This is a genomic window from Nocardioides pocheonensis (assembly GCF_003725535.1).
Classification (GTDB): Bacteria; Actinomycetota; Actinomycetes; order Propionibacteriales; family Nocardioidaceae; genus Marmoricola; species Marmoricola pocheonensis.
Window position 1 is genome coordinate 126,190 of the sequence record NZ_RJSF01000040.1, and the last position, 23,567, is coordinate 149,756.

18 protein-coding genes are annotated in these 23,567 nt (G+C 72.0%); 15 read left to right on the forward strand and 3 right to left on the reverse strand.

The annotated features are described in order from the left end of the window. The first annotated feature begins 64 nt into the window (after positions 1-64). From EFL26_RS11475 to EFL26_RS11485, 3 genes are all read left to right on the forward strand, one after another. On the forward strand, positions 65-4,936 hold the full coding sequence (locus tag EFL26_RS11475) for an NAD-glutamate dehydrogenase (RefSeq protein ID WP_123223025.1): 4,872 nt from the start codon (positions 65-67) through the stop codon (positions 4,934-4,936). Between the two features lie 62 nt (positions 4,937-4,998). Next, positions 4,999-6,444, forward strand: coding sequence for an amidase (locus tag EFL26_RS11480; protein ID WP_246000157.1), 1,446 nt, complete (start codon positions 4,999-5,001; stop codon positions 6,442-6,444). Beyond that, positions 6,441-7,340: an SDR family NAD(P)-dependent oxidoreductase gene (locus EFL26_RS11485; RefSeq protein WP_246000158.1), complete on the forward strand. Its 900-nt coding sequence runs from the start codon at positions 6,441-6,443 to the stop codon at positions 7,338-7,340. The genes EFL26_RS11480 and EFL26_RS11485 overlap by 4 nt, the downstream gene beginning before the upstream one ends. Here the strand turns inward: EFL26_RS11485 and EFL26_RS11490 are convergent. The 3 genes from EFL26_RS11490 to ku all read right to left on the reverse strand — a co-directional run bounded on the left by EFL26_RS11490 (position 7,337) and on the right by ku (position 10,470). Further along, positions 7,337-7,957, reverse strand: coding sequence for a class F sortase (locus EFL26_RS11490; RefSeq protein ID WP_123223026.1), 621 nt, complete (start codon positions 7,955-7,957; stop codon positions 7,337-7,339). The genes EFL26_RS11485 and EFL26_RS11490 overlap by 4 nt on opposite strands. Positions 7,958-8,007: 50 nt before the next feature. Beyond that, positions 8,008-9,276: a hypothetical protein gene (locus EFL26_RS11495; protein WP_148046692.1), complete on the reverse strand. Its 1,269-nt coding sequence runs from the start codon at positions 9,274-9,276 to the stop codon at positions 8,008-8,010. A gap of 222 nt (positions 9,277-9,498) precedes the next feature. Then, the gene (gene ku / locus EFL26_RS11500; protein WP_123223028.1) at positions 9,499-10,470 is read right to left on the reverse strand and encodes a non-homologous end joining protein Ku; all 972 of its coding nucleotides are present in this window, start codon (positions 10,468-10,470) and stop codon (positions 9,499-9,501) included. Positions 10,471-10,622: 152 nt separating this feature from the next. Here ku and EFL26_RS11505 point away from each other — a divergent pair, with 152 nt between their 5' ends. The 12 genes from EFL26_RS11505 to EFL26_RS11560 all read left to right on the forward strand — a co-directional run bounded on the left by EFL26_RS11505 (position 10,623) and on the right by EFL26_RS11560 (position 23,563). After that, positions 10,623-11,738 (forward strand): efflux RND transporter periplasmic adaptor subunit, encoded by a 1,116-nt coding sequence (locus EFL26_RS11505; RefSeq protein WP_183408153.1) that lies wholly within the window; start codon positions 10,623-10,625, stop codon positions 11,736-11,738. 5 nt (positions 11,739-11,743) lie between these two features. After that, positions 11,744-12,490 carry an ABC transporter ATP-binding protein gene (locus EFL26_RS11510; protein WP_123223767.1) on the forward strand — a complete coding sequence of 249 codons (747 nt, stop codon included), beginning with the start codon at positions 11,744-11,746 and terminating at the stop codon, positions 12,488-12,490. Beyond that, positions 12,487-13,713: an ABC transporter permease gene (locus tag EFL26_RS11515; protein WP_123223030.1), complete on the forward strand. Its 1,227-nt coding sequence runs from the start codon at positions 12,487-12,489 to the stop codon at positions 13,711-13,713. Before EFL26_RS11510 ends, EFL26_RS11515 begins: the two co-directional genes overlap by 4 nt. Positions 13,714-13,750: 37 nt before the next feature. Next, positions 13,751-14,620: a DUF5666 domain-containing protein gene (locus EFL26_RS11520; protein WP_123223031.1), complete on the forward strand. Its 870-nt coding sequence runs from the start codon at positions 13,751-13,753 to the stop codon at positions 14,618-14,620. A 1-nt stretch (position 14,621) separates the two neighbouring features. Continuing rightward, on the forward strand, positions 14,622-16,265 hold the full coding sequence (locus EFL26_RS11525; RefSeq protein ID WP_123223032.1) for a permuted SH3 domain-containing protein: 1,644 nt from the start codon (positions 14,622-14,624) through the stop codon (positions 16,263-16,265). 36 nt (positions 16,266-16,301) lie between these two features. Then, on the forward strand, positions 16,302-17,252 hold the full coding sequence (gene ligD, locus EFL26_RS11530; RefSeq protein ID WP_123223033.1) for a non-homologous end-joining DNA ligase: 951 nt from the start codon (positions 16,302-16,304) through the stop codon (positions 17,250-17,252). Next, complete coding sequence (locus tag EFL26_RS11535) at positions 17,252-18,073, forward strand: L,D-transpeptidase family protein (protein WP_123223034.1); 822 nt, start codon at positions 17,252-17,254, stop codon at positions 18,071-18,073. Before ligD (EFL26_RS11530) ends, EFL26_RS11535 begins: the two co-directional genes overlap by 1 nt. Further along, entirely contained in the window at positions 18,073-18,963 is an 891-nt protein-coding gene (ligD, locus tag EFL26_RS11540; RefSeq protein WP_123223035.1) for a non-homologous end-joining DNA ligase, read from the forward strand. The genes EFL26_RS11535 and ligD (EFL26_RS11540) overlap by 1 nt, the downstream gene beginning before the upstream one ends. 125 nt (positions 18,964-19,088) lie before the next feature. Next, positions 19,089-20,303, forward strand: a complete 1,215-nt coding sequence (locus EFL26_RS11545) for a S53 family peptidase (protein WP_123223036.1) — start codon at positions 19,089-19,091, stop codon at positions 20,301-20,303. 217 nt (positions 20,304-20,520) lie between these two features. Beyond that, entirely contained in the window at positions 20,521-21,783 is a 1,263-nt protein-coding gene (locus tag EFL26_RS11550; RefSeq protein ID WP_123223768.1) for a TadA family conjugal transfer-associated ATPase, read from the forward strand. Next, on the forward strand, positions 21,783-22,631 hold the full coding sequence (locus tag EFL26_RS11555; protein ID WP_123223037.1) for a type II secretion system F family protein: 849 nt from the start codon (positions 21,783-21,785) through the stop codon (positions 22,629-22,631). Before EFL26_RS11550 ends, EFL26_RS11555 begins: the two co-directional genes overlap by 1 nt. Next, a complete protein-coding gene (locus EFL26_RS11560; protein ID WP_123223038.1) occupies positions 22,628-23,563 on the forward strand; it encodes a type II secretion system F family protein in 936 nt (311 codons plus the stop codon). The genes EFL26_RS11555 and EFL26_RS11560 overlap by 4 nt, the downstream gene beginning before the upstream one ends. The last annotated feature ends 4 nt before the right edge of the window (positions 23,564-23,567 follow it).

Consider the following 23,567-nt stretch of genomic DNA (forward strand, 5'->3'; position numbering starts at 1 on the left):
GGGTGGCACCAGCCACGCGGGTGAGACCGCGGGCGTGCCCGCGACGTGACGAAGGTGGGACTGAGTGCCGACGACGCTGGAGGACAGCAAGGCCGAGCTGCTGACCAGGCTCTGCGAGCACGCGGAGCGGCGTGCGGCCGAGAAGCATCCGGGTGGCTTCGTCGACGGCCCGTCGATCCCGACGCTGCTGCGTGAGTACTACAAGCACGCAGCTCCCGAGGATCTGCTCGACCGCAACGAGGCCGACCTGTACGGCGCGGTGATGCACCACCTGAAGTCCGGCATCGAGCGTCCGCAGGGCACCGCGACCGTGCGGATCTTCACCCCGACCGTGGACTCCGAGGGCTGGTCGGCGGAGGGTCACACGGTCGTCGAGGTGGTCACCGACGACATGCCGTTCCTGGTCGACTCCGTGACGATGGCGCTCGACGAGATCGGCCACGACGTGCACCTGGTGCTCCACCCCCAGCTCGTCGTACGCCGTGACGTGGCCGGGCACCTCCAGGAAGTGCTCGACGACCATGCCGACGTGAGCCCGCACGACATCGGTCGCGAGTCGTGGATGCACCTGGAGATCGACCGGATCCCCGCCGAGGAGATCACACCGGTCCAGCAGCAGCTCGAGAAGGTGCTCAGCGACGTGCGCGAGGCGGTCGAGGACTGGCCCCGCATGCACGACCGGGTGCAGGTGATCCTCGACGACCTCGACGAGCACCCGCCACCGCTGCCGCCAGGAGAGCTCGAGGAGGGCAAGGCCTTCCTGCGCTGGCTCGCCGACAACCACTTCACCTTCCTCGGCTACCGCGAGTACCGCCTGGAGCGGCACGGTGAGCACGAGGTGCTGATCGCGCTGCCCGGCACCGGCTTCGGCATCCTGCGCGCCGACCCGGGGGAGGCCACGGCGCTGCCCCAGCCGGCCGCGGACAAGGCGCGCGAGAAGACCTTGCTCGTGCTGGCCAAGGCGAACTCCCGCGCGACGGTGCACCGTCCGGTGCACCTGGACTACATCGGCGTGAAGCGGTTCGACGACAAGGGCGACGTGGTCGGCGAGCGTCGCTTCCTCGGGCTGTTCTCGTCCGCGGCGTACACCGAGTCCGTCACGCGCATCCCGCTCGCCCGCGAGAAGGCCCGCAGGGTGCTCGAGATCGCCGGCTACGAGCCGATGAGCCACGCGGGCAAGGCGATGATGGACGTCCTGGAGACCTACCCGCGGGACGAGATCTTCCAGACCTCGGTCGAGGAGCTCGCCCCGATCGCCTCGTCGGTGATGCACGCGCGCGAGCGTCGCCAGCTGAAGCTGTTCCTGCGCAAGGACGTCTACAACCGGTTCTGGTCCTGCCTGGTCTACCTCCCGCGCGACCGCTACAACACCACGGTGCGCGAGCGGATCGCCGCGATCCTCAAGGAGCACCTGCACGGCGACTCGCTCGAGTACACCGCCAACATCGGCGCCTCGTCGGCTGCCCGCCTGCACTTCGTGGTGCGGCCGGCGCCCGGGGAGGCGATCGCCGAGCCGGACGTCGCCGACCTGGAGCGGCGCTGCGTCGAGGCCGCGCGGTCCTGGCGCGACGACTTCACCAGTGCCGTGATCGCGGAGTACGGCGAGGAGCAGGGCAGCCGCCTCGCCCGGCGCTACGCGCACAGCTTCCCCGAGGCCTACAAGGAGGACTACCCTCCGCGCACCGGCGCCGCCGACCTCGGCCGCCTGGAGGAGATCGAGGACGAGCGCGTCATCGGGCTCTCCCTCTACGAGACCCCCGACTCCGCGCCGGGCGAGGCGCGGCTGAAGATCTACCGGGTCGGGTCCCCGCTGTCGCTCTCCCAGGTGCTGCCGACGCTCTCCGCCATGGGCGTCGAGGTGGTCGACGAGCGTCCCTACGAGCTCGAGGACCTGCCCCGGGCGTCGTACATCTACGACTTCGGGCTGCGGTACGCCGGCGGACTGCCCCCCAACGCGCGCGACCTCTTCCAGGACACCGTGCTCTCGGTCTGGGACGGGCGCAACGAGAGCGACGGATTCAACGCCCTCGTGCTCGCCGTCGGCCTGACCTGGCGGCAGGCGCTCCTCCTCCGTGCCTACGCGCGGCACATGCGCCAGGGCGGCACGCCGTTCGCGCAGGACTACATCGAGGACGCGCTGCGGATCAACGTCGACATCACCCGGCTGCTGGTCCGGCTCTTCGAGGCCCGCTTCGACCCCGGCCGCAACGGCGACCTCGCGGCCGACAACGAGTCACGCACGGCCAAGTGCGCCGACCTGGAGGAGCGGATCCTCCGCTCGCTCGACGACGTCTCCAGCCTCGACCACGACCGGATCCTGCGGTCCTACCTGACCGCGATCAAGGCGACGCTGCGCACGAACTTCTTCCAGGAGGCCAAGGAGGGCGGCGACCACCCGTACGTCGCGCTGAAGCTGGATCCCTCTGCCATGCCGGACCTCCCCGAGCCGCGCCCGAAGTTCGAGATCTTCGTCTACTCGCCACGCGTCGAGGGCGTGCACCTGCGGTTCGGCCCGGTCGCGCGTGGCGGGCTGCGCTGGTCGGACCGACGCGACGACTTCCGCTCCGAGGTGCTGGGCCTGGTCAAGGCGCAGATGGTGAAGAACACCGTGATCGTGCCGGTGGGCGCGAAGGGCGGGTTCTTCGCGAAGATGCTGCCCGACCCCGCTGATCGCGAGGCGTGGATGGCCGAGGGCATCGCCTGCTACAAGACCTTCATCTCCGCGCTGCTCGACGTCACCGACAACCTCGTCGGCGGTGAGGTCGTGCCGCCCCGGCAGGTGGTGCGCCACGACGGCGACGACACCTACCTGGTCGTCGCCGCCGACAAGGGCACCGCGACGTTCAGCGACATCGCCAACGCCGTCTCCGCGGAGTACGGGTTCTGGCTCGGTGACGCGTTCGCCTCCGGCGGGTCGGTCGGCTACGACCACAAGGCGATGGGCATCACCGCCCGGGGCGCCTGGGTCTCCGTGCGCCGGCACTTCCGCGAGATGGGCATCGACTGCCAGAAGGAGGACTTCACCTGCGTCGGCGTCGGCGACATGTCCGGCGACGTGTTCGGCAACGGCATGCTGTGCTCCGAGCACATCCGGCTGGTCGCCGCGTTCGACCACCGCGACATCTTCCTCGACCCGAACCCCGACCCGGCCACGTCGTACGCCGAGCGCAAGCGGCTGTTCGACCTGCCGCGCTCGTCGTGGCGCGACTACGACGCCTCGCTGATCTCCGAGGGCGGCGGCGTGTACGCGCGCAGCGCGAAGTCGATCCCGCTCAGCGAGCAGGTGCGCAAGGCCCTGGGCGTGGAGGCGACCGCCATGACACCGGCCGAGCTGATGCACGCGATTCTGCTGGCTCCGGTCGACCTGCTCTGGAACGGCGGCATCGGCACCTACGTGAAGGCGACGTCGGAGTCCGACGCGGACGCCGCGGACAAGTCCAACGACGCGATCCGGGTCAACGGTGCCGACCTGCGCGCCCGGTGCGTGGGCGAGGGCGGCAACCTCGGCTTCACCCAGCGCGGCCGCATCGAGTACGCCCTCCAGGGCTGCGGTGGGCTCGGCGGTCGGATCAACACCGACTTCATCGACAACAGCGCCGGCGTGGACACCTCCGACCACGAGGTCAACATCAAGATCCTGCTCGACCGGGTCGTGGTCGAGGGCGACCTCACCGGCAAGCAGCGCAACGAGCTGCTGGCCTCGATGACCGACGAGGTCGCCCACCTGGTGCTGGGCGACAACTACGACCAGAACCTCGCGCTGGCGAACGCGCAGGCACAGGCGCCCGCGCTCCTGCACGTGCACGAGGACTGGATGCGCCGGCTCGAGCGTCGGGGACTGCTCAACCGGGCCCTGGAGGCACTGCCGGCCAAGCGCGAGGTGGCCGGGCGGATCGAGCGCGGTGAGGGCCTGACCGGGCCGGAGCTCTCGGTGCTGCTCGCCTACACCAAGATCGTGCTGGCCGACGAGCTGCTGGACAGCGACGTCTCGGACGACCCGTTCCTGCGCAACGACCTCTACTCGTACTTCCCGAGCAAGATGCGCCAGGACTACCGCACCCAGATGGAGCAGCACCCGCTGCGGCGCGAGATCATCGTGACCCAGCTGGTCAACCAGCTGGTCAACAACGCCGGCATGACCTACTTCCACCGGCTCTCCGGCGAGACCGCCGCCTCGGCAGCGGACCTCACGCTGGCGAACTTCGTGGCGCGGGAGATCTTCGGTGCCAAGGCTCTGGGCCGCGAGATCGCCCGGTTCGACAACCAGATCGAGGCCGCCGTCCAGACGCGGATGCGGATCGAGGTGCGCACGCTGGTCGAGCGGGCGAGCCGCTGGCTGGTGAACAACCGCCGCCAGCCGCTGGACAGCGAGGCGACCGTCGAGGAGTTCGAGGTGGTCGTCGAGAAGGTGATGGCCGAGCTGCCCTCGCTGATGATCGGCCGCGAGCTCGACGCGTTCGTGAGCCGTCGCGACGCCCTGGTCGCGCGCGGGGTGCCGGAGGAGCTGGCGACCCGCGTGGCGGTGTGCCCGCCGGCGTACATGGTCCTGGGGATCGTGCAGACCGCCGCGCGGGCGGCCGTCGACCCCCTGGAGGTCGCCCGGGTGCACTTCGCCGTGGGCGAGCGCCTCGGACTGCCGATGCTGGTGTCGCGCATCCTGGCCCTGCCGCGGGAGGACCGTTGGCAGACGATGGCCCGAGCCGCCCTGCGTGACGACCTGCACACCGTGCACGCGCAGCTGACCGGGCAGGTCCTGGCCGGGACGGATCCGGCGGCCGACGCCGCGGCCCGGGTGGCGGCGTGGGAGAAGACCGACGGCGACGCGATCGCCCGCGCCGCGGCGACGTTCGAGGAGATCTGCGGCGACGAGGCCGCCGACCTGGCGCGCATGTCGGTGGCGCTGCGGGTGGTCCGGTCGCTGCTCGACGCAGGCTGAGCGTGCTCGGCACGACTGTCCGGTGCACCTCGACCGAACGGTGGACCCGATAGGTTTTCGGCATGGCCGCCCCCGAGAGCATGAACCTCGCCGATCTCTCTGCCGCCGACCTCGTGCGTCGGATCGCCGCCGGCCAGGCGACCGCCGCCGAGGCCGTCGAGGCGTCCCTCGAGCGGATCGCGCGTCGCGACCCGGGCGTGAACGCGTTCTCCGTCGTGCTGGCCGACGACGCGCGGGTCGAGGCGGCTCGGCTCGACGCCCGGCGGGCGACGGGGGAGACGACCGGTCCGCTGCACGGCGTACCGGTGGCGATCAAGGAGGAGATCGACGTCGCCGGCTGCGTCACGACCTTCGGTGGTCGCGGCAACTCGACGCCGGCCGCCGAGGACGGCGAGGTGGTGCGCCGGCTCCGTCAGGCCGGAGCCGTGATCGTCGGCAAGACCCGGATGCCGGAGTTCGGGCAGTGGCCGTTCACTGAGTCCGTCGACGGCGGGATCACCCGCAATCCCTGGGACCGCACCCGCACACCCGGTGGCTCCAGCGGCGGCTCGGCCGCGGCGGTCGCGCTCGGGATGGTGCCGGTAGCGATCGGCGGGGACGGTGGCGGGTCGATCCGGATCCCGGCCGCCTGCTGCGGGCTGTTCGGCCTCAAGCCCACCCGCGGCCGGGTCACCAGCCACCCGATGCCGCACCTGTGGTTCGCGCTGGGCACGACCGGCCCGCTGACCCGCACGGTCCTGGACTCGGCGCTGGTCTACGACGTGATCCGCGGCAACGTGTCGACCGACCGGTTCACCGCACCCGAGCCGTCGACGAGCTTCATCGCCGCCGCCGGCTTCGACCCGGCCCCGCTCCGGATCGGCTGGTCGACGCGGCCGGTCACCCGGGGCATCCGTCCGGCGCGCGAGCACGTCCAGGCGGTCCAGGAGACGGCGGACCTGCTGGCCGGGCTCGGCCACGACGTCCGCGAGATCGACCCGCACTACCCCGACCCGACGGCGGCGTTCGTGCCGCAGTTCTTCGGCGGAGTCCGCGAGGAGTCCGACCTGGTCGAGCACTTCGGCCGGCTCGAGCGGCGCACCCGCCAGGTCTACCGGCTCGGGAGCTGGGTGACCGACCGCGTCCTCGAGGCTGCTCTCGCCGCGGGGGAGCGGGTCGCGGAGCGGGCCAACCAGGTGTTCACCGGCTTCCCGGGGCAGGAGGGCGTCGACGTGCTGCTCACGCCGACCATCGGCCCACGACCCCGGCCGGTCGGGGTCCTGGAGCGGGGTGGACCGGTGTCGGCGGCGGCCAAGTCGGCTCCGATGATCGCCTGGACCGCGCTGTGGAACGTCACCGGCAACCCGGCGGCGTCGGTGCCCGCCGGACTCGCCGTCGACGGCATGCCGCTCGCCGTCCAGCTCGTCGGCCGGATCGGCGACGAGACCACGCTGCTGCGGCTGTCCGCCCAGATCGAGCGGGCCCGCCCGTGGCCGTTGCTCACCGGCGACCACGGAACGACCAGTTGAACCTCCTGCTCACCCCTCGGGCCTGGGTCCGCCGACACGTCGTGGCCCGGGTGCGCCCGCTCCCGAGCCCGCTGGTCGGGAGACGGGTCATGGTCACCGGCGCCTCTTCGGGCATCGGCGAGGCCACGGCGAAGGCCGTGGCCCGGCGCGGTGCGACCGTGCTCCTGGTCGCCCGGCGGGCGGACGCGCTCGAGCGCGTCCGTGGAGAGATCGACCAGATGGCTCGCGAGCAAGGGTGGAGCGGCGGGTCGGCGTACTCCTACGTCTGCGACCTCACCGACGGGCCGGCCGTCGACGCGCTCGTCCGTGACGTGCTGGCCGAGCACGGCGCCGTGGACATGCTGGTGAACAACGCCGGTCGCTCGATCCGCCGGTCCCTGACGTACTCCTACGACCGGATGCACGACTTCGAGCGGACCATGGCGGTCAACTACTTCGCGCCCGTGCGGCTGACGCTGGGGCTCCTCCCCGCGATGCGCGCACAGCGCTTCGGTCACGTGGTCAACGTGCTCAGCTGGGGCGTCCAGGTGAAGGCGCCGCGGTTCACGGCGTACCTGGCGTCCAAGACCGCGCTGGACACCTGGAGCCGGATCGCCGGTCGGGAGACGTACGCCGACAACGTCACGTTCACCAACATCCGGTTCCCCCTGGTGCGCACCGAGATGATCCGGGACACCGACGTCTACCACCGCTCGCGGGCGAAGACCCCTGCACAGGCGGCGGAGGTGGTCGTGCGCGCGCTCGAGGACCGCCCGCTCACGATCAGCACGGCGGTCGGCAACGTCACCGAGGTGCTCAACCTGCTGGCGCCGCGCCTCATGGACGCGGTCGCCGCCGCGGGATCGCGCCGGTTCCCCGACTCGCCGGCCGCGCGGGGCGAGCGACCGCCCGGTTAGGCCGCCTTCCCGGGCTTGGCCCGGACGCCGAGCTGGTCGGCGAAGACGATGATGTTGCTGGTGTAGTCGTGCCCGGTCCAGCCGGTGCAGGTCACGAGCACGAGCCGCGCGTCCTTGCGGTCCTGGCTGAACAGCTCCTCGGCGTGCGCGGCGACCTGGGCCTTGGTGTAGACGAACACCTTGGTGGCCCGGTAGTCGACGGTGCCGCGCGGAGTGCGGATCTGGATCAACGACCCGGGACGCAGGTCGCCGAGCTGGTTCATCACGCCGCCACCGGTGTGCACGGTGTGCCCGGTGATCAGCGTCTGCCCGGAGGTGGCGCCCGGCTTCGCGCTGCGCTTCCACCAGCCGACGTCGTGCACGTCGGACGGGGGAGTCAGCACGCCGTTGGGCGCGATCTCGATCGGCAGGATCGGTGCACGGAGCTTGATCTCCGGGACGATCAGCAGCTGCGGGCTGGCCGGCTTGGCCAGCTGCGTGTAGTGCACGCCCGACGTCGTGGCGGGTCCGGCGATGCCGGAGGACGGAAGGACGAAGCCGACGACCACCATCGCGAGGAACAGCACGAGAAGTCGTGTGCTCAGCCCCGCGAGGCGATCGTCGGCCTTGTCCTTCATCACCTGTCGTTCGTCACTGGTTCCTGGTCGGCTTCCTGGTCAGCCCTGCGTCACTTGCCGAGCATGCGACGGTAGCCGACCAGCCCGGCGGTGCCCGCGATCAGCAGCAGCGCGCCGGTGGCACCCAGCACGTTACGCGCCGTGTGGTCCTCGTGGCCGGCGAGGCCGGAGTCCACCACGGTCGGCACGTGCGGCAGCTTGGTCGGCGTCTTCACGTGCTGCGTCGGCGTGGCCGGAGTCTCCGCCGTCGCGCGGGTGTTCGGCCCGCAGGTCACGCGGCCGATGCGGCCCTCGACCAGGTCGAAGCCGGCCTGCTGCTTCAGCGCGGGCAGGACCTCGGCGTGGAGCGCCGTGACGTCGATGCTGCGACCGTTGTCACCGTGGGTGGTCTCCCGCAGCGTGATCTCGGCGAGGTACTGCGCCACCGCGTCGGTGAGCGGCTTGAGGCCGTCGAGGACCTGGTTGAGGATCTGCGCCTGCACGGTGCTGGGAAGCGTGGCCAGCGGCGTCCCGGCGAACTGCTTCTGGATGATCGTGGACAGGTACGTCGACAGAGCGTCGGTGATCATCGTGGTGGCGCCCTTGGTGTCGCCGACGACCTTCTGGTTCTCGTTCGGGTGCACGGGCAGGTTGACCAGCGTGATCGGCTCCTGGCCCGGCAGGCTCAGCCGGATGGCCGAGTCGGCCAGCGTGGCGTCGCCCGTGGCGGCGTCCGGGTTGGCACTGCAGACCGCAGAGATGACGCCGAGGTTGCCGGTCAGGCCGATCTGACCCAGCGGCGTGCCGTTGAGGGCGGCCGAGATCTGGGTGACGACCTGGTTGAGCGGGCCGCCGAGCTGGTTCAGGAGCGGGGCGAGCGCGTCGCCGAGCGCACCGCTGTTCACCACGACGTCGCCGAGGGCGAGGTGTCCGAGGCTCAGCGGGATGGCGCCGCTGCCCTTGAGGTCGCACGACTCGTTGCCGACGGTGACCACGCCGGGCCCACCGTCGCCGTCCGAGGCCAGGCCGGCGCAGGCGAACGACGTGCCGTCGGCCTTGGCGCGGGCCAGCTGCGGCAGCACGGCCGCCTTGAGGAGGGTGTTGTCCGGCAGCGCGCCGACGAGGTTCGGGATCGTGTCGTTGTCGCTGCGCTTCTCGGTCGTGCCGTCGTTGGCCGCCGTCGACTTCTGCGCGATCAGCGTGTGGCCGGCCAGCGTCAGGTCGATGCTCTGGGCGCTGGACTGCGACGTCGCAGCAGCACCGAAGGCGGGCGCGACGGCGAGCGCTGAGACGGTGGCCGCCCCGATGATCGCTGCGAAGCGCAAGACAGGTCGATTCACGTGTGTTTCCTCCCGATGGGGCACCGCTCTCCCGCGGCACCTCGACAAATGACCAAAATCGGACCTTCTCAGGACCGTAATTCGGTCGCACTCTACGAGCGCACAGACTCAACGCGCAAAGAGGTACGTGGTTACGCCGGGAGTGTCCGGAAATAGCAGTTTCCGTGCCGATTCGGCCCGAACATGAGCCAGGTCACACGTCGACGAGCGCGGAAACCGTCGTCAGCTGGCCTTGCGCGCGGCCTTCTTCGCGGCGGTCTTCGACGCGGTCTTCTTGGCCGCGGCCTTGCGCGCCGGAGCCTTCTTGGCGGTCGCCTTCTTGGCGGCCGCCTTCTTCGCCGTGGTCCTGCGGGCGGGCTTGTCCGCGTCCTCGCTGTCGGCCGCCTCGTCGGCCGCCTCGGCTGCCTGGCTGCCGCCGCCCCGGGCGCTCTGCGCCGCCTCGACGCTGCGCTGGAGCGCGGCGAGCAGGTCGACGACCTCGCCCCCGGTCTTGCGCTCCTTCGGGGCGGCCTTGACCTCACCGCCCTCGATCTTGGCCTTCACCAGGGCCTCGACGGCCTCGCGGTAGTCGTCCTCGTACTCGTCGGGCTCGAAGTCGCCGGCCAGGGTCTCCACCAGCATCTTGGCCATCTTCACCTCGGCCGGCTTGGCATCGGCGGTGTCGACGGAGGCGAAGTCGGCCTTGCGGATCTCGTCGGGCCACATCATCGTCTGCAGCACGATCACGTCGTCGCGGACCCGGAGCACCGCCAGGGACATCCGGTTGCGCAGCGAGACGGTGACGAGGGCCATCCGGTCGGCCTCCTCGAGGGCCTGGCGGAGGAGGGCGTAGGGCTTCGCGCCGGACTTCTCGGGCTCCAGGTAGTAGGACTTCTCGAACAGCATCGGGTCGATCTGCTCGCTCGGCACGAACTTCTCGACGCTGATCTCGCGGCTGCTGCTCGCCGGCAGCTCGGCCATGTCCGAGTCGTCGAGGATGACCATCTCGCCGTCCTCGGTCTCGTAGCCCTTCGCGATGTCGGCGTACGGCACCTCTTCGCCGTCGATGCTGCAGACCCGCTGGTACTTGATCCGGCCGCCGTCCTTGGCGTGCACCTGCCGGAACGAGATGTCCTTGCTCTCCGTCGCGGCGTACAGCTTGACGGGGACGCTGACCAGGCCGAACGAGACGGCACCCTTCCAGATCGCACGCATGCCTAAAGGATGTCCCGCCGTCGTGAACTACGCCACCTCATAGCGTCCTCACATGATCCGCTGACCGGTGCCACAGGTCTGCTCGACACGCTCCCGACATGCAGCCGCCCCTTCCCTCTCGCCTTCGCGCAGTACCCCGGCGGTGGTGGGTCATGTTCCTCGTGGTCCTCGTCGCGGTGGCTGCCGGAGGGTGGATCTGGCTGAACCGCGGGGACGCGGCGGCCGCGCAGCGGATCACCGCCACGGTCGCCCGGGGCACCTACAAGACCACCGTCTCCGCGACCGGCACGATCACCCCGAAGCGCCTGGAGGACCTCTCCTTCTCCTCGTCCGGCACGGTCACGGACGTCGCCGTCGCGGTCGGCGACAAGGTGCAGAAGGGAGACGTGCTCGCCAGGATCGGCACCGCGTCGCTGCAGGCCCAGGTCGACGCGGCCGAGGCTCAGCTCACCGCCGCCGAGGCGCAGCTCTCCGACGACAGCAGCGCGTCCTCGACCCAGCGGGCCGCCGACCGCGCGTCGATCGCGTCGGCGCAGTCCGACCTGGCGCAGGCCCGCGACGCCCTCGACGAGGCGACCATGCGAGCCCCGTTCAGCGGGACCGTCAGCGCCGTCGGCTACCACGTCGGGGACACGGTCGGGTCCTCCTCCGGCGCGCCCACGGCCAACGGCAGCTCCGACAGCACCGCGGCGATCACCGTGATCTCCCCGCGCGCGCTGGAGGTCGACGCGAACGTCTCCGCCGCCGACGTCGCCAAGCTCAAGAAGGGCATGCAGGTGGAGATCACGCCCACCGGCGGGGGTGACCCGGCGTACGGGACGGTCTCGGAGGTCGGGGTGATCGCGACCGCGAGCGACAGCGGTGCCGCGCAGTTCCCGGTGACGGTCGACGTCACCGGCAAGCCGTCGGGGCTGTACGCCGGGTCGACGGCGGACCTGGCGATCACGATCAAGCAGGCCACCGACGTGCTCGCGGTGAGCACCGCGGCGCTGCACATGGACGGCGACCAGCCCTACGTCTACGTCGTGGAGGGGACGAAGCGCACCCGGCGGAACGTCGAGGTCGGCGAGACCTACGGCGCCCAGACCGAGATCCGCGCCGGCCTCGAGGAGGGCGACGTCGTCGAGCTGGTCAGCTTCACCGCACCCCGCGGCTCGAACAAGGGCAACGGCGGCACCAACGAGTTCCGGGTCCCCGGCGGTGGCAGCTTCGGCGGCAACGGCCCCGGCGGCAACCAGCCGCCCGTGCTGATCCAGCAGGGCGGGTGACCGGCGTGGCCGACACCGCGACCAGCGCCCTGGCCGCACCCCCGCGCGAGATCATCGAGCTCGAGGGCGTCCGCAAGACCTACGCGACCGGGTCGGTCTCGGTCGAGGCGCTGCGCGGCATCGACCTGACCATCGAGCAGGGCGAGTACGTCGCGGTGATCGGCCCGTCGGGCTCCGGGAAGTCCACCCTGATGCACATCCTCGGCTGCCTCGACGTGCCCACCGAGGGCCGCTACCAGCTCGCCGGCCGCGACGTCAGCCACCTCGACGAGGTGGCGCTGGCCCGGATCCGCAACCAGGAGATCGGCTTCGTCTTCCAGCAGTTCAACCTGCTGCCCAGCCTGACCGCGCTGCGCAACGTCGCCCTCCCGCTGTCGTACGCCGGCGTGCCCGCCGACGAGCGCCAGCGCCGTGCCGCCGAGGCGCTCGACCGGGTGGGGCTCTCCGACCGCGCCGACCACCGCCCCGGCGAGCTCTCCGGCGGCCAGCAGCAGCGGGTCGCGGTGGCCCGTGCGCTGGTGACCGAGCCGTCGATGATCCTGGCCGACGAGCCCACCGGCAACCTGGACTCCGTCTCCTCGGCCGACGTGCTCGGCCTGTTCGGTGAGCTGCACGACGCGGGTCGGACGATCGTGCTGATCACCCACGAGCAGGACGTCGCCGACCGCGCCCAGCGCGTGGTGGCGATCCACGACGGGGCGATCCACGCCGGATCGATCCACGCCGGGCTCTCCACGGAGACCTCCCGATGAGCTGGCTGGAGACCCTGCGCACCGCCGCCGATGCGGTGCGCAGCCACCGGCTCCGCTCGATGCTGACCATGCTGGGCATCGTCATCGGCATCTCCTCGGTGGTGCTCACCGTCGGCCTCGGGCTCGGCGCCCAGCAGCAGGTGCGCAAGCAGATCGACGCGCTCGGCAGCAACCTGCTGATCGTGTCGCCCGGCAGCAGCACCAACGGCAGCGGCGTGCGCGGCGGCTTCGGGTCGGCCTCGACCCTGACCCTCGCCGACGCCGAGGCGATCGCCGACCCTGCCGTCGCCCCGGACGTGGCGCGGGTGGCGCCGGCGAGCACCACGACGACCTCGCTGACGGCCGGCACCACGAACTGGACCTCGAAGGTGGTCGGCTCGACCCCGAGCTGGAAGGACGTCCGGTCCCGGACGCTGGGGTCCGGCCGGTTCTTCACCGCCGCCGAGGCGAACGCCGGGGCGAACGTCGTCGTGCTCGGGTCCGACACGGCGTCCGAGCTGTTCAGCATCGGCAACCCCGTCGGACAGACGGTGACGGTCAACGGCACCGCGCTCACGGTGATCGGGGTGCTCGACCCGTCGGGTGCGACGTCGTCGGACTCGAGCGAGGACGACCTTGCCGTCGTACCGCTCTCGACCGCGCAGCGGCTCAGCGGCTCGACCAGCACCTCGGTCTCGGCCGTGTACGTCGAGGCGCGGTCCGCCGACCTGCTCGCCGCCGCCTACCAGGAGGTCGACGCCGCGCTGCTCACCACGCACGACGTCACCACCAGCGAGGCGGACTTCAGCATCGCCACCCAGGACGCGCTCCTCGAGACCGCGAACTCCACGAACCGCACGATGACGATCCTGCTCGCCGGCATCGCAGCGATCTCCCTGCTCGTGGGCGGCATCGGCGTCATGAACATCATGCTCGTCTCCGTCACCGAACGCGTTCGCGAGATCGGCCTGCGCAAGGCGCTCGGCGCGACGCCACCCGCGATCCGCCGTCAGTTCCTCCTCGAGGCGTCGCTGCTCGGCGTCGCGGGTGGCGTCGTCGGCGCGCTGATCGGAGTCGTCGGCGCCCTCGTGCTGCCCTCGCTGATCGACCAGCCCGTCGCGCTCTCGTCCCCGGCGATCGCGCTCGCGCTGCTGGTCGCGCTCGGCCTCGGGGTGGGGTTCGGCGTCTACCCGGCCAGCAGAGCCGCGCGGCTCACCCCGATCGACGCACTGCGCAGCGAGTGACTGCGCCGCACCCGACCCCCACGACCCTAGGAGAACCATGATCGCCACCCTCCGCGCCAGGCAGCGGCTGACCCGTACCCTCGCCGCTGCCGGCGGGGCCACGCTCCTGCTGCTCGGCGCCGCCGCGTGCGGCAGCGCCGGACCGGCCACCACCGCGAACGGGCCGTCCGCCGAGGGTGGACAGCAGGGCGGGCCTCGGAACCAGCAGGCCGGCTCCGTGCCCGGCGCGGTCGGCAAGGTGGCCGCGGTCGCCGACCACACCGCGCAGGTCCAGGGCATGCAGGGCCAGGTCGCGGTCAGCTGGACGACCGCCACCACCTTCACCAAGGAGGTCGCGGCCTCGCTCTCGGACGTCAAGGTCGGCGCGTGCGTGCTGGTGCTGCCGGCCGACCAGGGCACCGGGACCGGCTCCTCGGGCAGCGGCGTCCCCACGGCCGTCACGGCCTCCGGCGTGCGGATCAGTGAGCCGACCGGCGGGACGTGCAACCCGATGCGCGGACCTGGCGGCGCCGGCGGACCGCAGCTCCAGGGCACGCCGCCCTCGGGTGCTCCGCAGGGTGGCACTCGGCCCCAGGTGCGCGGTCTCGGGGGAGCGATGGGCAAGGTCACCGCGGTCTCCGCGAGCGGCTTCACCGTCTCCTCGGTGATGCCCGGCAGCACGGCGGCGACGACGGTGACGGTCACCGTCGGTGCGGCCACGACGTACACGACGACCGCGACGGGTGCGCCCACCGACGTGAAGGTCGGCGTCTGCGTGCAGGCGCAGGGCGCCGCCGACGACACCGGTGCGGTGACCGCCACGCGGATCGCGGTCTCCACCCCGCAGGACGGGCAGTGCGGCGGCTTCATGCGGATGCGCTCCGGGGACGGCCAGACGAACGGCCGGGCGAACGGTCAGGAGTCCTGAGGTGAGGCATCGGGTCGAGCGGATCCGCTGGCCGGTCGCCGCCGTGGTCGGGGTGCTGGTCGTCGGCAGCGGCACGGCGTACGCCGTCACGCGGGATGGCTCGTCGGCCCACTACCGGACCGTGCTCGCCACGAAGGCAGACGTCGAGCAGGTGCTCTCGACCAGCGGCACGGTGGACGCCGCGCACCGCGCCGACCTGGGCTTCGGCACGTCGGGCACGGTCGCCTCCGTCGCGGTGGCCGCCGGGGACACCGTCAGGGCCGGACAGGTGGTCGCCCGACTGGACGCGACGTCGCTGACGGCAGCGGTGACCAAGGCCCAGGCCGCGGTGGCGAGGGCTCTCGCCCAGCTCGAGACCGACCGGACAGCCCAGGCCCAGGCGGTGTCGGACGCGGCAGCGACGCCCAAGCCGAAGCAGACCGGCAAGCCGACCAGCCCGACTCCGTCCGGCTCCACGAGCAGCGCGAGCGCGGCGACGCTGCAGCAGCTGAAGGAGCAGCAGGACGCGGTGCTCCAAGCGCAGAGTGCTGCCACAGCGGCGATCGCGGCCGCGAAGGACGCGCTCTCCGCCCAGACGACGGCCTGCGCCGACGCCTACCAGGACCGGGCGCCCGCCGGCGGAGGTGACCAGAGCGCGGCTGCGACCTCCACCGCCGACACGGCGTGCACGGCTGCCCTCACCGAGGTGCAGGCGCGCCAGGCTGCCGTGAGCGCGGCCCAGGACGACCTGCAGAAGGCACTGGACACCCTGGCCGGCACGCTCAGCCGCGCCCTCGCGAGCCTGTCCAGCAGCAGCGCCTCCCCGAACGCTGCCTCGCGCACCTCGGCCGCCAGCGTCCGGGTGAGCACCACCAGCTCCTCCACCAGCACCCCCAGCGACGCCTCGAACGGCGCCTCCTCCGGCACCGTGTCCGCGGCTCGCCTCGCGGCCGACCAGGCCGGGATCGAGAAGGCGCAGGCCGATCTCGTGGACGCGCGCCAGCAACGGCACCAGGCGGTGCTCCGCTCCACCCGGTCGGGCCGGGTCGTGTCCGTGCCCGTGACCGCGGGTGACCGGGTGTCCGCCGGTGATGTCGGCGCCGTCGTGGTCGGCGGACGTGCGGTGACCGTCGTGGCCAGCGTCGCCCAGGACAAGATCGACCAGGTCTCGGTCGGGGAGCAGGTCCGCGTGACCACCCCGGGCCAGTCGGGTGCGGCGGACGGCACCGTCAGCGCGATCGGGCTGGTCGCCGACAGCTCCTCGGGCACGCCGAGCTACGCCGTGACCGTCACCGTCGAGGACCCGACGATCTCGCTCCCGGCCGGCTCGCAGGCGCTGGTGGGCATCGTCGTGGCCACCGCGAAGGACGTCGTCACCGTGCCGACCTCGGCGATCACGCGCCGGGGCACCCAGGCGACGGTGCGGACCTGGGACGGCCGCACGCTGACCCGGAAGAGCGTCACCCTCGGCACCGTCGGCGCCCGACAGGTCGAGATCACCGCCGGCCTCGCCGCAGGCGACCGGGTCGTCCTCGCCGACATCGACCAGCCCATCACCGGCGCGGCCGACAGCGTCAACGACCGCGGCGGCTTCAGCGGACCGGTGAACTTCAAGGGCGTCGGACCGGGCGGCCCGCCGGTCACCTTCGGCTCGCCGCCGAAGTAGCCGATCACGGCCCCGGCGGCTGTCAGGATGGGCCGCATGCAGCCGATGCTCGCCACCCGGGGCGACCACGTGCCCACGGGGGACGACTGGACCCACGAGGTGAAGTGGGACGGCATCCGGGCCCTGGTCGAGGTCGCCGACGGCAGGGTCCGCGTCCGGTCGCGCAACGAGAACGACATCTCCGTCGCCTGGCCCGAGCTGCAGGCGCTGGCGTCCGTCGACCACGACCTGCTCCTCGACGGGGAGATCGTCGCCCTCGGGCAGGGCGTCCCGACCTTCGGCGCGCTCGCGGACCGGATGCACGTCCGCGACGTGGCCAAGGTGGCGCGGCTCGCCCAGACCAACCCGGTCACGCTGCTCTGCTTCGACCTGCTCCGGCTCGACGGTCGCGACCTCACCAAGGAGCCGCTGCGGGAGCGACGCCGGCTGCTGGAGTCCCTCGACCTGTCCGCACCGACGGTGGCCGCGGCGGTCCAGGTGCCCGGGACGTACGCCGACGGACCCGCGCTGCTCGAGGCCGCCGAGGCCCAGGGTCTCGAGGGGATCGTCAGCAAGCGCTGGTCGTCGTGCTACCACCCGGGCCGGCGGAGTCGTGACTGGCTGAAGTTCCCGATCCGGCCGACCGCGTCCTACCTGGTCGGCGGCTTCCGCTTCGAGACCGACAGCGACCACCGCCTCGGCGCCGTGCTGGTGGGCGAGCCCACCGCGGACGGACTGGTGTTCCGCGGGCGGGTGGGCTCGGGCATCGCCGGCAGGGCCGGGCAGCGGCTCGGCGACCTGCTTCGGCCGCTGGTGCGGGACACCTCCCCGTTCGCCACCGCGCTGCCGCGCGTCGACACGCTCGGCACGGTCTGGGTCGACCCGGAGATCGTCGTCGACGTGCAGTACCTCGCGATCACACGCGACGGCCGGCTCCGCCAACCGGCGTACCGTGGGGTCCGCACCGACCTCGACGTCACCGACCTGACCGACAAGGGAGACGCGTGATGATCCGCCTTCGACCCGTGGTCGCAGCGCTGCCGCCCGTGCTCTCCGTCGTGCTGTGCGCCGTGGTCGGCATCGCCTCGCCGACCGGGGCCGGCGTCTCCGAGGTCGATCACCGGTCCGCCCCGGTGACGGCGCCCGCGATCACGGCCGCGGCCGACGTGACCACGACGACGGCGTCCCCGACGGCCCCCACCACGACCACGATCTCGCTCGACGGCGTGACCGTGCGGCTCCCTGCGGACGGGCGTCAGGTGGTCACCGTCAACCACACGTCGGGTCACTCCGCCCGCATCACGCTGTGGCAGCGCGACGCGGGCGAGTGGCACGTGCTCGCGCGCAGCCGTGACGGCCGGATCGGGTACGGCGGCCTGGTCGCCGCCCGGCTGCGGAAGCAGGCCACCGGCGCGACCCCGCTGGGCACGTTCCGGCTGCTGTCGGCCTTCGGGAGGCACCCGCAGGCGGCGGCGTGGAAGCTGCCCTACCGGCAGATCGCGCGCGGCGACTACTGGGTGGAGGACAACGGGTCGGCGTACTACAACCGCTACCGCAACAAGGCCGAGGGCGGCTTCCGCTGGTGGCTGCCGCTGAGCGACCCGAACTCCTCCGAGCGGCTCCTCGACTACCCGACGCAGTACGAGTACTCCGTCGTGATCGGCTTCAACTACGACAACCCGGTCCGCCACCGCGGTGCCGGGATCTTCCTGCACGTCAACGGTCCCGGTGCGACCGCCGGCTGCGTGGCCGGGCCGCGGTGGTGGATCCGCCGGGCGATGGCCGCCCTGGACCCGACCCTGCAGCCGGTCATCGCGATCGGTCGCTGATGGCCGCCGAGCAGGAGCGCACCGAGGTGCGCGTCGAGGTCGATGGCCGCACGCTCACCCTGGTCAACCTCGAGAAGGTGATGTACCCGCGCACCGGGACCACCAAGGGCGAGGTGCTGCACTACTACGCGCAGGTGGCGCCGCGGATCCTGCCCGTGCTCGCCGACCGGGCGGTCACCCGGATCCGCTGGCCGCACGGCACGGGCGAGCAGTCGTTCTTCGAGAAGAACGTGCCCGGCGGCACGCCCAGCTGGGTGCGCACGGTCCGGGTGCCGACCACCGGCTCGCGCACGGCGAGCAAGGAGGCCGGCACGCTGGAGTTCCCGGTCGTGGACTCCCTGGCCACGCTGACCTGGCTGGTGAACCTCGCCGCCCTCGAGCTGCACGTGCACCAGTGGACGGTCGACGCGAAGGGCCGCCCGGAGCACCCGAACAAGATGGTGATCGACCTCGACCCCGGTGAGCCCGCCGGCCTCATGGAGTGCTCGCAGGTGGCCCTGCTCGTGCGGGAGCGACTTGCCGCCGACGGGCTCGACTGCCTCCCGGTCACCAGCGGCTCGAAGGGCATCCACCTGTACGCCGACCTCGACCGCAGCCGTGACTCCGACGGCGTGCGCGACTACGCCAAGGGCATCGCCGAGGAGCTGGAGAAGGCGCACCCGAAGCTGGTCGTCTCGCAGATGACCAAGGCGCGCCGCGGCGGCAAGGTGTTCCTCGACTGGTCGCAGAACAGCGGCTCGAAGACGACGATCGCGCCGTACTCCCTGCGCGGCCGCGACGTCCCGACGGTGGCCGCCCCGCGCACCTGGGACGAGATCGAGGCCGGCGCCGAGGACCCGTTCGGCATCGAGCACCTGCGCTTCGACGAGGTGCTCGAGCGCGACCTCTGAGGTGGCCGGGCCTGGCAGGGACCTGCGCGGACTGGACCGCACACCCAGGCACGGGGTGACTATTTACATTCGGCTGCGGAAGGCTCACATTTGGTGCACTTTGGTCTGGCTGCCTCGGGCATCCAATGAGCTGGACCCTGTCGAAGGAGCACCCGTTGAAGAAGTCCTGGATCGTCGCCGCAGTGGGAGCGGCGTCACTCGTCGCAGCGGCGCTGGCCACCGGCCTCCCGTCCGCGTCCGCCGCGCCGCCCGCGCTGCACCCCGCACACGTCTGCAAGGCGGTGCTCGCCCAGGGTGAGGCCACCTGTCACGCGCTGAAGATGGTCAACGACAAGGGCGTCTCGCCGGCGTCCTCTGCCCCAGCGGCCGGCGCGCTGACGCCGACCCAGGTCCGGGCGGCGTACGGGTTGACGGGCAACGCGAGCAGCACGGTCGCGATCGTCGACGCCTACGGGTACACCAACCTCGAGCGTGACCTGGGCGTCTACCGCAGCCAGTTCGGCCTCACCGCGTGCACCGTCGCGAACGGCTGCCTGAAGATCATGAACCAGAACGGCGGCTCGACGCTGCCGGCGATGGACCTCGGCTGGGCCCAGGAGCAGGCGCTCGACGTCGACGCGGTCTCCGCCACGTGCCCGGGATGCAAGATCCTCGTGGTCCAGGCGAACAGCGCCTCGCTCGCCGACCTCGGCGCGGCCGTGAACACGGCGGCGAGCCAGGCAGGGGTCGTGGCGATCTCCAACAGCTACGGCGGCGGCGACCTTCCGGACTCCTCGTACGGCGCGGCCTACCACCACCCCGGAATCGCGATCACGGCCTCGACCGGTGACAACGGCTACAAGGGTGCGAGCTTCCCCGCCTCGTCGGCCTGGGTCACCGCCGTCGGCGGAACCTCGCTGAGCATGAACGGCACGACGCGGGTGAGCGAGACGGTGTGGAGCGGAAGCGGCTCCGGCTGCTCGAGCTACAACACCGCGCTGTCGGTGGCATCGGCGTACGGCACCGGGTGCTCCAGGCGCGCGATGGCCGACGTGTCCGCCGCCGCGAACCCGAGCACGGGCGGCCTCGCGGTCTACTACCCGAGCAGCTCCACGGTCTCGACGTGGGGCCAGTTCGGCGGGACCAGCGAGTCCTCGCCGATCATCGCCTCGGTCTACGCGCTGGCGGGCAGCGGCTACAGCAACGCGACGCCGTACACCCAGGGCAACGCGAGCAATCTCCACGACGTCACCTCCGGCAGCAACGCACGCCACTGCCCGGTCTCGCAGTGGTGCAAGGCCCGCACGGGCTGGGACGGCCCGACCGGCCTCGGTACGCCGAACGGCACCGGAGCCTTCTAGGCCACGAACGACGGTCCACGACGAAGCCGCAGGCCGGGTAGGTCCCGCCTGCGGCTTCGTCGCGCCCGCGCTCGTCCACACATCCCGCTCGTCCACAAATGGCGCCAGAGAGGTTTCGGCCGGGTGCGCGGTGGGGTAGGAAGGCGTATCACTCTGCACAGCGCAGGACGTGCAGGGCCTCTCGGTCAGCGTCATCTCGGAAGGGGCGGAGCCGCCCATGTCGATCACCTCGGCCTCTCCTGCCCTCCTCGATGCTGCACTCGTCGACCAGCTCGACGTGCAGGTGCGCGCCGCCGTACGCCGTGACGGGGTCGACCCGCAGCGCGACGTGCACCTGGTCCGGTCGATCGCCGAGCAGGTGGTCCGCCGCCACGACGAGCGGAGCCTGACCGGCGCGGTCACCCCGGTGACCGACCCCGACGGTGTGGTCGGCGAGCTGGTCGCCCGCGTCTCGGGCTTCGGGGCGCTGCAGCCCTACCTCGACGACCCCGAGGTGGAGGAGATCTGGATCAACGACCCGAGCCGGGTCTTCGTGGCGCGCGGCGGACGGCACGAGCTGACCAACACCATCCTGACCAAGGACGAGGTGCTCGACCTGGTCGAGCGGATGCTCAAGCAGAGCGGCCGCCGGCTCGACCTGTCCTCGCCGTTCGTCGACGCCCGGCTGCCGCAGGGGCACCGGCTGCACGTGGTGCTGGAGGGGATCAGCTCGGACTTCTCGGCGGTGAACATCCGCAAGTTCATCGTGCGCGCCAGCCGGCTCTCCGAGCTGGTCGGGCTGGGCTCGCTCACCGAGCAGGCGGCGCAGTTCCTCGAGGCGGCGGTGCTCGCGGGGCTGAACATCGTGGTCGCCGGCGGCACCCAGGCAGGCAAGACCACCATGCTCAATTGCCTCGCGGCGGCCATCCCCGGCGGCGACCGGATCGTCAGTGCCGAGGAGGTGCGCGAGCTCAAGGTCCCGCACCCGGACTGGGTCGCGCTGGAGACTCGTCAGGCCGGGCTCGAGGGCACCGGCGAGGTCACGCTGCGCGACCTGGTGCGCGAGTCGCTGCGGATGCGGCCGACCCGGGTGATCGTGGGTGAGGTCCGCTCTGCCGAGGCGCTCGACCTGCTGCTGGCGTTGAACTCCGGCCTTCCCGGCATGGCGACCCTGCACGCGAACAGCGCACGGGAGGCGCTGGTGAAGCTGTGCACGCTGCCGATGCTGGCGGGGGAGAACATCTCGTCGCGGTTCGTGGTGCCCACGGTCGCCGCGTCGGTCGACGTGATCGTGCACCTCGGCACGGCAGCCGACGGCAAACGCCGGGTCAACGAGATCGTGGCCGTCCCCGGACGCGTCGAGCACGACGTGATCGAGACCGAGCCACTGTTCGTCCGGGACGGCGAGCGGCTCGTCCGCACGCAGGGGATGCCCAGTCGCCTGGAAGCGTTCGCCCGCGCCGGAGTCGACGTGGTCGGCCTGCTGCGGACGGTCGGCTGATGGGCGCCGTGCTCGGCCTCGGGGTCGGGGTCGGGCTCGTACTGATGGCGTCGGCGTTCTTCGTCCCGCGCGGTCCGGCGCCGGTGCGCGTCCCGGCGGTCCGGCTGCTGCTCGCCCGCGCCGGTCTGCCCGAGGTCAGCCCCGGTGGCCTCCTCGTCGTGTCTGCCGTGTGCTCGGTGGTGGCCCTCGTGGCCGTTGCTCTGCTGTCCCGCACGGCTCCGGTCGCTCTGGTCTTCGCCTGCATCGGTGGGTACCTCCCGTTCGCAGTGCTCCGCGGTCGTGCGCGGCGGCGGCAGCGCGAGTTCGCCGAGGTGTGGCCCGAGGCGGTCGACAACCTCGTCTCGGGGATCCGGGCCGGCCTCGCGCTGCCCGAGGCACTCGCCGGGCTGGCGGTCCGCGGGCCCGAGCCGCTGCGCGACGCCTTCGTCGCCTTCGCACTGGACTACCAGGCGTCCGGCCGGTTCGTCGACGCACTCGACCGGCTCAAGGACCGGCTCGCCGACCCGGTCGGCGACCGGGTGGTCGAGGCACTGCGGGTTGCCCGCGAGGTGGGCGGCGGGGACCTGGGGCGGCTGCTGCGGAGCCTGTCGTCGTTCCTCCGGGAGGATGCCCGCACCCGCTCGGAGCTGGAATCCCGCCAGGCGTGGACGGTCAACGGTGCCCGGCTCGCGGTGTCCGCGCCGTGGCTGGTGCTCCTGCTGCTCTCGTTCCAGCACGACGTGATCGCTCGTTACGCCACCCCGGCCGGCGTGGTGGTGCTCGTGGTCGGCGCGGGGACCTGCCTGGCGGCGTACTGGGTGATGATGCGCATCGGGAGACTGCCGACCGAACGGCGGATCCTTCGATGACCGCGACCGCGTGGGGTGTCCTGCTCGGTGGGCTCACCGGGTTCGGGATCTGGCTCGTCGTCGACCGGTGGGTGGCGGCTCGGCACACCTCCCTGGCCGTCCGCGTCGCGCCGTACCTGCGTGACCTTCCCGCCGGCGGCACGCTGCGGCCGCCGCCGCGCCCTGCTCCGACCTCGGCGTTCCGCGCGGTGTTCGGTCCGGTCCTCGGTCGCGCGGCCGCCGCGGTCGAACGCGTCCTCGGAGGATCCGCCTCGATCGCCCGGCGGCTCGAGCGCGCGCGCCTGCCGATGAGCGTGCACGACTTCAGGATCAGCCAGGCGGTGTGGGGGCTGGTCGCCTTTGCTGCGGCAGCCGTGCCGTCCGCCGCCGTGGCCCTGCGCTCGCCGCGGCGAGCGATGCCGCTTCTGGTCATGTGTGGCTGCGCGTTCGCACTGGGGGTGCTGCTGCGAGAGAACCGGCTGACCGCTCAGGTGACGCGCCGCGAGCGCCGCATCCTCGAGGAGTTCCCCACCGTCGCCGAGCTGCTCGCCCTCGCCGTTGCCGCCGGGGAGAGCCCGGTCGCCGCGCTCGACCGGGTGGTCAGGCGCACCCGGGGCGAGCTGTCGGCGGATCTGCGCGACGTGCTCGCCGAGGTGCGCACCGGCGTACCGATCGCGCGCGCCTTCGACGGCCTGGCCACTCGTTCCGGCCTTCCGGCCGTGTCCCGTTTCGCCGAGGGGATCGCGATCGCCGTCGAGCGCGGCACACCTCTGGCGGATGTGCTGCACGCGCAGGCAGGTGACGTGCGCGAGGCGGGGCGGCGCGCACTGATCGAGTCGGGGGCGCGGCGCGAGGTCTTGATGATGGTGCCGGTGGTCTTCCTGGTCCTGCCGACCGTGGTGGTCTTCGCGTTCTGGCCCGGGCTGGTGGGCCTGCGCCTGGTGGTGCCGTGAGGCA